This window comes from Stenotrophomonas sp. YIM B13575, from assembly GCF_042787595.1.
Classification (GTDB): Bacteria; Pseudomonadota; Gammaproteobacteria; order Xanthomonadales; family Xanthomonadaceae; genus Stenotrophomonas; species Stenotrophomonas lactitubi_B.
This window is the reverse complement of record NZ_JBHZOP010000181.1, coordinates 1-11412: the sequence shown is the minus strand read 5'-3', so window position 1 is coordinate 11412 and position 11412 is coordinate 1. Positions and strand designations below refer to the sequence as shown.

Below are 11412 nucleotides of genomic sequence, written 5' to 3'. Positions count from 1 at the left end.
GCGGAGGGATGGCGCAGGGGCGTAAGCGCCATGGATGGCGCGCCCGAGCCTCCAGGGATGGATTCACGGCGTCCCCTGCGCCATCCCTCCGCAGGGCCAACCCCATGAAACCAACCGCACACCGCGAGGGGCTCAGCCGTTGGCCGAAACCCTTACAGCGGCCGCGCCGGATCCACCAACCCATACTGGCTGGCCATCCGCGCCAACGCGATGTTGTCGTGGATTCCCATCTTCTCGAACAACCGCGCCTTGTGCGTGTTCACCGTCTTCGCACTCAGGCTCAGGCGCCGCGCGATGTCTTCCTGGCGCAGGCCCTGGGTCAGCAGCAATGCCACTTCCAGCTCACGCGGCGACAGGTTGTCGAACGGCGAACCGTTGCCTTCCACGGTCGACAACGCCAGGTTCTGCGCGATGCTCGTGCCCAGGTAACGCCGTCCGGCGGCCACGTCACGCACCGCGCGCAGCAGTTCCTGCGCATCGCAGCCCTTGCCGATGTAACCGGCAGCACCGGCTTCGAGCAGGCGCTTGGGCAGCGGACCGTCCTCCAGCACCGACACGATCACCACCCGCGTGCTGCGATGGCCACGGACGATGCGCTCGGTCACTTCCATTCCGCTCACCCCGGGCAGGTGCAGATCACACAGCACCACGTCCGGTTGCAGCTGGCGGATCGCGGGCAGCGCGTCTTCGCCCGTCTCGGCCTCGCCCACCACTTCAATGTCGGTTTCACTCGACAGTATCATCTTCATCCCGGTGCGGACCAACGCGTGGTCATCCACCAGGTAGACTCGAATCGTCATTCACGTACCTCTTCGAATGCGGCCAATACGGGTCAACCTAGGCAGGAGCACCTGACCACTGCAAGCGCGGATGTTGCGCAATTCCGGCGTTCTGCCTTGCGCATCACATTCTTCACGCACTGATCGTGCCCCTTGCCCTGCAGAACCCGTTACAACGAAACAACCCGTCCCTCAGGTAGACGCCCTTGGGAGGGCATCCACGTCACTCCCCTTGCGTGATCGCTTCGCTGGCCGTCGCTGGCGGCGAACCGTGCCGTCGCCATGGATGACGGCGGCTGAACATGACCAGATAGCACCCTACCACCCAAACCAGCGCGGCACACCATCCGGCCAGGATGTCCGAGGGGTAATGCACCCCCAGATAGACCCGGGAAACGCTTACCAACAGGCTGAACGACGGCGCCAACAGCAGCACCGGCCAGCGCCAGCGGGTATTCCAGGCCAGCAGCACCAGGGTGACCGCCAAGGTCATCGAGCCCATCGCGTGGCCGCTGGGGAAACTGAACGTGGATTCCGGCGCGATCGATTCCCACAGGCTGGGCCGGTCGCGCTGGAAGAAGTGCTTGCTGCCCATGTTCAGCAGCGCCGACCCGACGAAGCTCACGGCCACGAAGGTCGCTTCACGCCAACGCCGGTGCCAGGCCAATGCGCCGACAATCAGCACGTCGGCCGGGATCAGGAACCACTCGTAACCCAGTTTCGACAGCAGCACGAAGATGCGGTCCAGCCACGGCGAATGCAGGCCGTGCATCTGCCACAGCAGCGGCGCATCGAAGTGGAAGGACTCGAACTCGTGCACTTCGTCGGCCAGGGCGACGAATCCGGCCAGCGGCAGCAGTACACCGGCAAACAGCAACAGCAGCCGCCAGGCATTGCGCGCCATCCAGTGGCGGAAACCGGAGGCTGGCTCCGGCGCAGCGAGGATCGTCGGCTTACCCGGCGCTTCGGACATAGGTGCGTTCAACGTAATCATCGATCAGGGCGACGAATTCCTGGGCGATGTTCTCGCCACGCAGGGTCACCTTCTTCTCGCCATCGACGAACACCGGTGCCGACGGTGCTTCGCCGGTACCCGGCAGCGAGATGCCGATGTTGGCATGCCGCGACTCACCGGGCCCGTTGACCACGCAGCCCATCACCGCCAGGGTCATGTTCTCCGCACCCGGGTGCTGGATCTTCCACAGCGGCATCTTTTCGCGCACGTGGTTCTGCACCACCTTGGCCAGTTCCTGGAAGAACTCCGAGGTGGTACGGCCGCAGCCCGGGCAGGCCGTGACCAGCGGGGTGAACGCGCGCTGGCCGGTGGTCTGCAGCAGTTCCTGGGCGACGATCACTTCCTGCGTACGCGACTGGCCCGGTTCGGGCGTCAGCGAAATGCGGATGGTGTCGCCGATGCCTTCCTGCAGCAGCACGCTCAGCGCCGCCGCCGAGGCGACGATGCCCTTGCTGCCGATACCGGCTTCGGTCAGGCCCAGATGCAGGGCGAAGTCCGAACGCTGGGCCAGATCGCGGTACACCGCGATCAGTTCCTGCACGCCGCTGACCTTTGCCGAAAGGATGATGCGATCGCGCGGCAGGCCGATGTCCACGGCCTGCTCGGCCGAATCCAGCGCCGAACGGATCAGCGCCTCGCGCAGCACGCGGCCGGCGTCCCAGGGCTGTTCGCGATGGTTGTTCTCGTCCATCAGCTTCGCCGCCAAGGCCTGGTCCAGCGAGCCCCAGTTGGCGCCGATGCGCACCGGCTTGTTGTAGCGGATGGCGAACTCGATCAGCTGGGCGAACTGCAGGTCCTTCTTCTTGCCGAAGCCCACGTTGCCCGGGTTGATGCGGTACTTGGCCAGCGCTTCGGCACAGGCCGGTTCGGCGGTCAGCAGCTGATGGCCGTTGTAATGGAAGTCGCCGATCAGCGGGACATCGATGCCCATCATCGCCAGCTTGTCGACGATGCGCGGGATCGCCGCCGCCGCTTCGACGGTGTTGACGGTCAGGCGCACCATTTCCGAGCCGGCGCGCCAGAGCTCGGCGACCTGCTTCACGCTGGACGCCACGTCGGAGGTGTCGGTGTTGGTCATCGACTGCACCACCACCGGCTTGCCACCGCCCACGGTGACTCCACCGATCTGGACCGATTGGGTCAGGCGACGGGGCCAGGCAGTGGCATCGGAGGGGGCTGTAGGGCGGGTGACGGCGTCATGCATGCGGGCATTCTAACGCCCGCCCCGACCTTGCGGGTGTGTCGCATTCAGGCGGCAGTGCGGCTGCGGCCGATTGTCGCAGGCAGGCATCCCCGCGAACGCATACGATGGGCGCGAATGACCGGTCCCGACGCCCCGTTTCTCCGAACCCTGTGCAGCCTGCGCTGGCTGGCCGTGGCTGGCCAGGCGGCCACCATCCTGGTCGCCACCTGGGTGCTGGGACTGCCGTTGCCGCAACTGCCGTTGTGGTCGGGCGTGGCCGTGCTTGCCGTATTCAACCTGTATACGCAACTGCGCCCGGAACCGGCCGATACCGCGCCGCTGACCGCCTTCGGCCATATCCTGGTGGACGTGATCATCCTCACCTGGATGGTCAGCTGGAGCGGCGGCATCGCCAATCCGTTCGGTTCGCTGTTCCTGATCCTGATCGCCCTGGCCGCGTTCGCCCTGCCCCTGCGCTGGGCCCTGGCCGTGGCCAGCGCCTGCCTGCTCGGCTATGCCGCCAGCGGACTGTTCGGACAACCGCTGCCGGCCGGCTACTTCAACGCAGTGGACCTCAATCGCTGGGGCGTGATCGCCACCTTCCTGCTGTCCGCTGCGGTGGTGCTGATCTTCTCCACCCGGCTGGCAATCGCCCTGCGCGAGCGCGAGCTGGAACTGTCGGCGCTGCGCGAACGCTTCGCGCGCAACGAAGGCATCGTCGCCCTGGCCACGCATGCGGCCTCGGTGGCGCACGAACTGAACACGCCGCTGGCGACGATGACCCTGCTTGCCGACGACGTGGCCGAGCGCAGCGAAGAGCCGGAAGTGCGCGAGGACATGGAGACCCTGCGCGAGTTGCTGGTGCAGTGCCGTGAGCGCGTACTGGCACTGGCCGCGCCGGCCTCCAACGACCGCCCCGGGCGCGCCCACTCCACCGCCCAGCAGGTGCTGGAGCAATGGCGGCTGGTGCGCCCGACCATCGATCTGCACCGCAACGACGACGCGCCGCTGCGCCTGCCGCTGGACCCGGGCGTCGGCCACCTGCTGATGGTGCTGCTGAACAACGCGGCCGATGCCGGCGAGCAGGCTGGCCGCCCGCGCGTCGACCTCAGCCTGCGCATCGAAGGCGAGGACCTGATCGGCGAAGTACGCGACTACGGCCATGGCTTCGATGCCCGCGCCGCCGTCCTGCCGGGCAAGCTGTTCGGCAGCAGCAAGAGTGAAGGCATGGGCGTCGGCCTTGCCCTGTCCCATGCCACCATCGAACGCCTGGACGGCGAGATGTGGATGCGCCCGGCCCAAGGGGCCGGTAGCCGCGTCGGCTTCCGCCTGCCGTTGGCCCCCCGCGAGGAATGACCATGACTGCTTCTACCCTTGGCCTGCTGGTCGACGACGACGAACTCTACCTGCGCACGCTGCAGCGCAGCCTGGCCCGCAAAGGGCTGGAGACGCAGACCGCACAGGATGCCGCCAGCGCACTGGCACTGGCCCGCCAGCATCCGCCGGCGTTCGCGCTGATCGATCTGAAGCTGGGCAGCGATTCCGGCCTGGCGCTGATCCAGCCGCTGCGCGCGCTGCGTGCGGACATGCGCATCCTGCTGGTGACCGGCTATGCCAGCATCGCCACCGCGGTGGAGGCGATCAAGCTCGGCGCCGACGACTACCTGCCGAAGCCGTCGACGGTGCCGATGATCCTGCGCGCACTAGGCGAGGAAGACGATGGCCCCGCCGATGACGGCGAGATGGAAGTGCCCGATGCGATGACCCCGATCAGCCGCCTGCAGTGGGAACACATCCAGCAGGCGATGCATGAAACCGGCGGCAACGTATCGGCGGCCGCGCGCCTGCTCGGCATGCACCGGCGTTCGCTGCAGCGCAAGCTGGCCAAGCGGCCGAGCCCGGAGCGCGATCCGAGCCGGTAACGCGGCGTCGTATCCGCCGGGCATGGCCCGGCGCTACCGGGGTAACGAAGGGTAGCGCCGGGCCATGCCCGGCGGCATTCCCCGCCCGCGTCAGCCCTTCAGCTGGGCCAGCAGCTCACGGGTCAGCGGGTCGTTGACCTCGACATCCTCACCCTGCAGAGCGGGCAGCAGGCCGCTGGCCAGCTGCTTGCCCAGCTCGACGCCGAACTGGTCGAAGGCGTTGATGTTCCAGATCACCGACTGCACGTACACCGCGTGTTCGTACATCGCGATCAAGGCGCCCAGCGCCTGCGGGGTGAGCGCGTCGAGCAGGATCATCGTGCTCGGGCGGCCGCCCGGGTAATCGCGGTGCGGATCGTCGCTGCCCTGGCCGTTGGCCAGTGCTTCGGTCTGCGCCAGCAGGTTGGCCATCAACGCCTGATGGTTGACCGTATACGGATCGTCGTTGTGCACGCAGCCGATGAAATCGGCCGGAATGATGCTGGTGCCCTGGTGCAGGGCCTGGAAGAAGCTGTGCTGCACGTCGGTGCCGGCACCGCCCCACCACACCGGCACGGTGTCGGTGGTGACCGGCTGGCCATCGCGCTGCACGCGCTTGCCCAGGCTTTCCATCACCAGCTGCTGCAGGTAGGCCGGCAGCAGCGCCAGGCGCTGGTCGTAGGTCATCACCGCGTGCGTGGCAAAGCCCAACAGATTGCGGTTCCAGATGTCGGTCAACCCGTGCAGCACCGGCAGGTTGCGCTCCAGCGGCGCGTCCAGCGCATGCGCATCCATCTGCGCGGCACCTTCCAGCAATTGCTCGAAGCGCTCGAAGCCGATGGCCAGTGCGATCGGGAAACCGACGGCCGACCACAGCGAATAGCGGCCACCCACCCAGTCCCACATCGGCAGCACGCGTTCGGCGGCAATGGCGAAAGCCTTGGCGGCGCGTTCCGGATTGGCGCTGACCGCGTACAGGCGCTCGCTGCCGCCCAGCCAGTCATGCAGGATCTGGCCGTTGAGCAGGGTTTCCTGGGTACCGAAGGTCTTGGAAATGAGGATGCCAGCGGTCTTCGCCGGATCCAGCGTGGCCAGCGTGCGCTGCATGGCGGCGCCGTCCACATTCGACACGAAATGCACGCGCAGGCGTGCACCGGTGACCGGACGCAACGCGTCGGCGACCAGGCGCGGACCGAGATCGGAACCGCCGATGCCGACGCTGACCACATCGGTCACGCCGCTGTCTTCCAGCGCGCGCACCAGCACGCCCATGCGCTGGCGGATGCCGCGCGCGGTGGCATAGGCCTCGGCCGCCACCGGCGCATCGACCACATCACCGCGCAGCGCGGTATGCAGCGCGGCGCGGCCTTCGGTCAGGTTGACCTGCTCGCCACGGAACAGGCGGCTGATGGCACCGCCGACATCACGTTCGGCAGCCAGCGCCAACAGCGCCTGCAACGCCGCGGCATCGTATTTCTGCCGGGCGAAGTTGACATACAACGGACCGACCCGCAGCGCCAGGTCCTGCACACGGCCGGGTTCGGCGGCGAGCAGGCTGGGAATGCTTGCGCCCTTCAGGCGCTGGGCGTGGGAATGCAGCGAGTCGAATCCGTTGTTCGTTGTCATGCGGCCTGGGTCGGGATCGTGTCGTTGGTGTGGGAGATCTGGTTGTTGCCATCAACGTACACCAGCTTCGGCTTGAAGCTGTCGGCTTCCTGCTCGGTCATGCTGGCGAAGGCGGCAATGATGATGATGTCACCGACCTGCACGTGGCGCGCGGCGCCACCATTGAGCGAGACGACGCCGCTGCCGGCTTCGGCGCGGATCGCGTAGGTCGAGAAGCGCGCACCGTTGGTCACGTCCCAGATATGCACCTGCTCGAATTCACGGATGCCAGTGGCAGCCAGCAGATTGTCATCGATGGCGATCGAGCCTTCGTAGTTCAGCTCGGAATGGGTGACGGTGGCGCGGTGGATCTTGGTCTTGAGCAGGGACAGGTGCATGGGGGCGCTGCAACGGCAAAGGAAAGAGCGGATTCTAGCACCCGCTTGGCCGTCGTCAGGGGGCTGGGACGGGACGCTGAAGACCGTTCAGGCGCCCTCGACCGGTAGCGCTGCCGGGGCATGCCCGCAGGCGCCGTACAGCGACAGGCCGAACACCGTATGGAAGGTCAGCCCGGCGACCAGGCCGAAGCCGCCCGCGGCCAGCACCGACAGGCCGTAGCTGATCACGTCGAAGGTATCGACATAGCGCAGGCGCTGCAGCAGCGGACCATTGTCCGCGCCCGGCCAGGCACAGGTCGCCATGGCCAGCGCGCCCAGACCGAACCCCACGAGCAGAAAGGCGGTCCGGCGCAGACGCCGCTGGGACTGCAGGATCAGCGCCATCGGCAGCAACACCGCGATGGCGTTGCACACGCCCAGCACGAACATCAGCGCACCGCCGGTGAGTGCCGGTACGGGCGTACGCGCGAAGTCGAGCGCAAACAACAGGCCGCCCATCAGCTGGGCAGGCACCATGCCCGCGGCCAGTACCGCCAGGATCGAGGCCCGGGCAAGACGGCCGGTAGTGGTGGGGGTATTCATTTCCGGTCTCCCGTCCATGGGAAGGTGAGAGGCGCCCGCTGCGGGCGCCCCTGAGCCGCATGCGGCTCAGAACTCCAGGTTGTCGATCAACCGGGTGCTGCCCAGGCGGGCGGCGATCAGGGCCACGCGGCCACCGCCATCGAAGCTCGGTTCGGCCAGGTCCGGGGTGCGCAGCACCGCGTAATCCACCTGGAAGCCGGCCGCCTGCAGCGCAGCCGTGGCTTCGGCCTCGATCTGCGTGCGCGTCTGCCCGGCCACGTAACCTTCGCGCATGCCCAGCAGGGTGCGATGAAGAGTGGTCGCCAACGGGCGCTGCTCGGCGCTGAGGTACTGGTTGCGCGAGCTCTTGGCCAGGCCATCGTCATCGCGCACGATCTCGGCACCGACGATCTGGATCGGGAACGACAGCTCGGCCACCATCTGCTTGATGACTGCCAACTGCTGGTAGTCCTTGCGACCGAACACGGCCACGTCCGGCTGCACCTGCAGGAACAGCCGCGCCACCACGGTGCACACGCCATCGAAATGGCCCGGGCGGCTGGCGCCTTCCAGCACTTCACTGACGCCCGGCGCATGCATCTGCGTGGTCTTGTCCACGCCCAGCGGGTACATCGCTTCGACGCTGGGCAGCCACACCGCATCGCAGCCCACCTGCTCCAGCCCGGCCACATCGGCTTCGGGGGTGCGCGGATAGCGGCTGAAATCCTCGTTCGGCCCGAACTGCGTCGGGTTGACGAAGATGCTGGCCACCACCTTGTCGGCGTACTGCTTTGCCAGCGTGATCAGCGCGTGGTGCCCGCCATGCAGGTTGCCCATGGTCGGCACCAGCGCCACGCGCAGGCCCTCGCCCTTCCACTGCGCGATCTGCGCGCGCAGTGCACCGAGTTCGTTGAAGGTCTGGATCATTGGGCGTACGCGTGCTCTTCGTCGGGGAAGCTGCCATCGCGCACGGCATCGGCGTAGGCACGGGTGGCACCGGCCACCGAGCCGCCTTCGGCCAGGAAGTCCTTGACGAACTTCGGACGGCGGTGGCCGCTGTCCAGGCCGAGGAAGTCGTGCAGCACCAGCACCTGGCCGTCGCACTGCGGACCAGCACCGATGCCGACGGTCGGCACGGGAACGGCAGCGGTGACGGCAGCGGCAACCGGGGTCGGCACGCATTCCAGGACAATGATGCTGGCGCCCGCCTCGGCAACGGCCTTGGCGTCGTCCACCAGCTGGCGCGCGGCATCGCCACGGCCCTGGATCTTGAAGCCACCCAGGCGCAGCACCGACTGCGGGGTCAGGCCCAGATGCGAGCAGACCGGGATCTCGCGCTCGACCAGGTAACGGATGATGTCGACCTTGAAGCCGGCACCTTCGATCTTGACCATCTCCGCGCCTGCCTGCAGCAGCTGCAGCGAAGCATCCAGCGCGCGCTCCGGGGTGGCATCGGCACCGAACGGCAGGTCGGCGATCAGCAGCGCACGCTGCAGCACGCGGGCGACCGCGCGGGTGTGGTAGACCATGTCGGCCACGGTCACCGGCAGGGTCGAATCGTGACCCTGCACGACCATGCCCAGCGAATCGCCGATCAGGATCAGGTCGACGCCATTGGCATCGAAGGTGCGGGCGAAGCCTGCGTCGTAGGCGGTCAACATGACCAGCTTCTGGCCATTGCGCTTGGCCTCGGCCAGGGCGGGAACGGTCCAGGGCTTGCTGTCTGCGTGGGTGCTCATGTGCTGATAACCGGGGGAGATAACCCGGGCATTATCACCCTAACGGCGCGATCCCGCAGGCATCCACCCGCATCACTGCATCCCGCACGCGGCCATGGCCGGGAATGGCCAGATCGGCGGCGATTTCGGCCAACGGCACCAACACGAACGCCCGCTCGTGCAGGTAGGGATGCGGCACTTTCAGCTCGGGCAGGTCCAGCACCTGCTCACCGAACAGCAGCAGGTCCAGATCCAGCGCACGCGGGCCCCAGTGCACGGCAGGGTCGCGCACGCGGCCGAAGCGCTGCTCCAGCGCGAGCATGGCCTGCAGCAGTGCGACAGCGGACAGGTCAGTGTCGACCGAGGCCACCGCATTGACGAAGGGCGGCTGGTCCTCGTTGCCCCATGCCGGCGTCGCGTACAACCGCGACGCCTGCGTCAGCCGGGTTCCGGGCAGTTCGCCCAGCGCGGCGATGGCCGCGCGGACGGTGTGGGCTGCGTCGCCAAGATTGGCGCCCAGCCCGATCCAGGCAGCGGTCATCGATTACTCGGCGGCACCGGCAGCGGCGCCATCAGGACGACGACGGCGACGACGACGCTTGCGCGGTGCCCCAGCCTCCTCATCGCCGGCTTCGCTGTGCAGCGAATCCAGCGACGAATCCAGCTCATGCCCGGACTGCGCCTGCGCTTCGCGCCAGAACGCGACGTCGGCTTCGTGCTCTGCCGATGCCACCTGGCGCAGGGCCAGGAAATCGAAGGCGGCACGGAAACGGGGGTGGCTGAGCGTGCGCATCACGCGCTTGCGCTGACGCGAACTGAAGCGCGCCTGCAGCAGCCAGATCTCCTGCATCGGCAGCGAGAAACGGCGCGGCAATGCGATAGTGCTCAACTGCTGCACAGTGACGCGGTCGGCGGCACGGCGCTGCGCCTCTTCCGGTGCCACGCCCTGCTTGAGCAGGGTTGCCTGCGCGCGGCAATAGGCCGGCCACAGCAACAGCGCGAACAGGAACGCCGGCGACACGGGCTCGTCATTGGCCACGCGTGCATCGGTGTTGGCCAGGCCCTCGACCAGCATGCGGCGCAGCGCACCGGTGCGGTTCGACTTCAGCGCCTTGGCGCTTTCCGGGAACAACACGTCGAACAGGCCATAGCGTTCCAGTCCTTCGAAGCTGGCCACGCCGTGCCCGGACAGGAACAGCTTGAGGACTTCCTCGAACAGGCGCGCCGGTGCGGCTTCGTTGAGCAGGCCGGCCAGCTGCGGGATCGGTGCGGCGGTGCCCTCTTCGATCTGGAAGCCGAGCTTGGCCGCCAAACGGACCGCACGCAGCATGCGCACCGGGTCTTCCTGGTAGCGCTGCACCGGGTCGCCGATCAGCTTCATCAGGCGTGCCTGCACGTCTTCGAAGCCGCCGGTGTAGTCACGCACCGAGAAGTCCTCGATGGCGTAGTACAGGGCATTGCAGGTGAAGTCGCGGCGGATGGCGTCGTCTTCGATGCTGCCGTACACGTTGTCGCGCACGAGCATGCCGTTTTCCATCTCGCGGTCGCCGCTGCCGTCATCGATGTTGGCACGGAACGTGGCGACTTCGATGATCTCGCGGCCGAACACAACATGGGCCAGGCGGAAACGGCGGCCGATCAGGCGGCAGTTGCGGAACAACTGCTTGACCTGTTCGGGCGTGGCATCGGTGGCCACGTCGAAATCCTTGGGTTGGCCATTGACCAGCAGATCGCGCACCGCGCCACCGACAAGGTAGGCGCCGAAGCCGGCATCGCGCAGTCGATAAAGCACGCGCAAAGCGTTCGGGCTGATGTCCTTGCGGGAGATCGTGTGCTGGTCGCGCGGGATGACGCGCAGGCTGAACGGTGATGTAGCAGAGGAAATGATGTTGGCGCTTCCGGTTGAAGTTTCGGGATTGCCCAATGGCATCGAGGTGCATATACTAGCGCTCCTGCACCGGCAGCGACACACTGCTCCCTTCGTCTAGTGGTTAGGACGTGGCCCTCTCAAGGCTAAAACAGGGGTTCGAGTCCCCTAGGGAGCACCAGTCGCCGCAGCAGGAACCGAAAAAGCCCGCCTTGTGCGGGCTTTTCTGTTTTCCGGATGCTCGATTCCAACCGGCGTGGTCGCTTTGGCGCCTCCCTGTTCCTGCGCGGGAGGGGGCGGGCCACCCTTTCCTGGACACGCCAAAGCCCATCCATGGTGCTCGATGGCGCCATCCTTGGCGCCAACGGTCCAGGAAAGGGTGGCC

The 11412-nt window shown here is 67.0% G+C and carries 12 protein-coding genes and 1 tRNA gene; 3 read left to right on the top strand and 10 right to left on the bottom strand.

All coding sequences use genetic code 11. The annotated features are described in order from the left end of the window. Positions 1-152: 152 nt before the first annotated feature. From ACFX4F_RS20480 to ispG, 3 genes are all read right to left on the bottom strand, one after another. Positions 153-800, bottom strand: a complete 648-nt coding sequence (locus ACFX4F_RS20480) for a response regulator (protein ID WP_025878804.1) — start codon at positions 798-800, stop codon at positions 153-155. Positions 801-1002: 202 nt separating this feature from the next. Next, entirely contained in the window at positions 1003-1752 is a 750-nt protein-coding gene (locus tag ACFX4F_RS20475; protein WP_089240345.1) for a phosphatase PAP2 family protein, read from the bottom strand. Continuing rightward, positions 1733-2998 carry a flavodoxin-dependent (E)-4-hydroxy-3-methylbut-2-enyl-diphosphate synthase gene (ispG, locus tag ACFX4F_RS20470; protein WP_099820139.1) on the bottom strand — a complete coding sequence of 422 codons (1266 nt, stop codon included), beginning with the start codon at positions 2996-2998 and terminating at the stop codon, positions 1733-1735. Before ispG ends, ACFX4F_RS20475 begins: the two co-directional genes overlap by 20 nt. Positions 2999-3112: 114 nt before the next feature. Between ispG and ACFX4F_RS20465 the strand changes: the two genes are divergently transcribed. After that, positions 3113-4333 carry an ATP-binding protein gene (locus ACFX4F_RS20465; protein ID WP_380658187.1) on the top strand — a complete coding sequence of 407 codons (1221 nt, stop codon included), beginning with the start codon at positions 3113-3115 and terminating at the stop codon, positions 4331-4333. Continuing rightward, complete coding sequence (locus ACFX4F_RS20460; RefSeq protein ID WP_032952096.1) at positions 4330-4899, top strand: response regulator transcription factor; 570 nt, start codon at positions 4330-4332, stop codon at positions 4897-4899. Before ACFX4F_RS20465 ends, ACFX4F_RS20460 begins: the two co-directional genes overlap by 4 nt. 90 nt (positions 4900-4989) lie before the next feature. Here the strand turns inward: ACFX4F_RS20460 and pgi are convergent, their stop codons facing one another. The 7 genes from pgi to pcnB all read right to left on the bottom strand — a co-directional run bounded on the left by pgi (position 4990) and on the right by pcnB (position 11084). Further along, complete coding sequence (gene pgi, locus ACFX4F_RS20455; protein WP_380658184.1) at positions 4990-6504, bottom strand: glucose-6-phosphate isomerase; 1515 nt, start codon at positions 6502-6504, stop codon at positions 4990-4992. Further along, on the bottom strand, positions 6501-6881 hold the full coding sequence (gene panD / locus ACFX4F_RS20450; RefSeq protein WP_004153087.1) for an aspartate 1-decarboxylase: 381 nt from the start codon (positions 6879-6881) through the stop codon (positions 6501-6503). The genes pgi and panD overlap by 4 nt, the downstream gene beginning before the upstream one ends. A gap of 87 nt (positions 6882-6968) precedes the next feature. Then, positions 6969-7463 carry a hypothetical protein gene (locus tag ACFX4F_RS20445; protein WP_380658182.1) on the bottom strand — a complete coding sequence of 165 codons (495 nt, stop codon included), beginning with the start codon at positions 7461-7463 and terminating at the stop codon, positions 6969-6971. A 66-nt stretch (positions 7464-7529) separates the two neighbouring features. Further along, positions 7530-8369, bottom strand: coding sequence for a pantoate--beta-alanine ligase (gene panC, locus ACFX4F_RS20440; RefSeq protein WP_380658180.1), 840 nt, complete (start codon positions 8367-8369; stop codon positions 7530-7532). Continuing rightward, positions 8366-9181, bottom strand: a complete 816-nt coding sequence (panB, locus tag ACFX4F_RS20435) for a 3-methyl-2-oxobutanoate hydroxymethyltransferase (protein ID WP_380658177.1) — start codon at positions 9179-9181, stop codon at positions 8366-8368. The genes panC and panB overlap by 4 nt, the downstream gene beginning before the upstream one ends. A gap of 34 nt (positions 9182-9215) precedes the next feature. Then, the gene (gene folK / locus ACFX4F_RS20430; RefSeq protein ID WP_380658175.1) at positions 9216-9701 is read right to left on the bottom strand and encodes a 2-amino-4-hydroxy-6-hydroxymethyldihydropteridine diphosphokinase; all 486 of its coding nucleotides are present in this window, start codon (positions 9699-9701) and stop codon (positions 9216-9218) included. 3 nt (positions 9702-9704) lie between these two features. Next, entirely contained in the window at positions 9705-11084 is a 1380-nt protein-coding gene (pcnB, locus tag ACFX4F_RS20425; protein WP_099820132.1) for a polynucleotide adenylyltransferase PcnB, read from the bottom strand. Positions 11085-11133: 49 nt separating this feature from the next. Here pcnB and ACFX4F_RS20420 point away from each other — a divergent pair. Continuing rightward, positions 11134-11208, top strand: a tRNA-Glu gene (locus tag ACFX4F_RS20420). The last annotated feature ends 204 nt before the right edge of the window (positions 11209-11412 follow it).

Bases quoted from the DNA above. Each gene is read 5' to 3' on its own strand.
- ACFX4F_RS20480 (WP_025878804.1), bottom strand. From the start codon at position 800: ATGACGATTCGAGTCTACCTGGTGGATGACCACGCGTTGGTCCGCACC.
- panD (WP_004153087.1), bottom strand. From the start codon at position 6,881: ATGCACCTGTCCCTGCTCAAGACCAAGATCCACCGCGCCACCGTCACC.
- ACFX4F_RS20475 (WP_089240345.1), bottom strand. From the start codon at position 1,752: ATGTCCGAAGCGCCGGGTAAGCCGACGATCCTCGCTGCGCCGGAGCCA.
- ACFX4F_RS20460 (WP_032952096.1), top strand. From the start codon at position 4,330: ATGACCATGACTGCTTCTACCCTTGGCCTGCTGGTCGACGACGACGAA.
- ACFX4F_RS20465 (WP_380658187.1), top strand. From the start codon at position 3,113: ATGACCGGTCCCGACGCCCCGTTTCTCCGAACCCTGTGCAGCCTGCGC.
- pgi (WP_380658184.1), bottom strand. From the start codon at position 6,504: ATGACAACGAACAACGGATTCGACTCGCTGCATTCCCACGCCCAGCGC.
- panC (WP_380658180.1), bottom strand. From the start codon at position 8,369: ATGATCCAGACCTTCAACGAACTCGGTGCACTGCGCGCGCAGATCGCG.
- folK (WP_380658175.1), bottom strand. From the start codon at position 9,701: ATGACCGCTGCCTGGATCGGGCTGGGCGCCAATCTTGGCGACGCAGCC.
- panB (WP_380658177.1), bottom strand. From the start codon at position 9,181: ATGAGCACCCACGCAGACAGCAAGCCCTGGACCGTTCCCGCCCTGGCC.
- ACFX4F_RS20445 (WP_380658182.1), bottom strand. From the start codon at position 7,463: ATGAATACCCCCACCACTACCGGCCGTCTTGCCCGGGCCTCGATCCTG.
- ispG (WP_099820139.1), bottom strand. From the start codon at position 2,998: ATGCATGACGCCGTCACCCGCCCTACAGCCCCCTCCGATGCCACTGCC.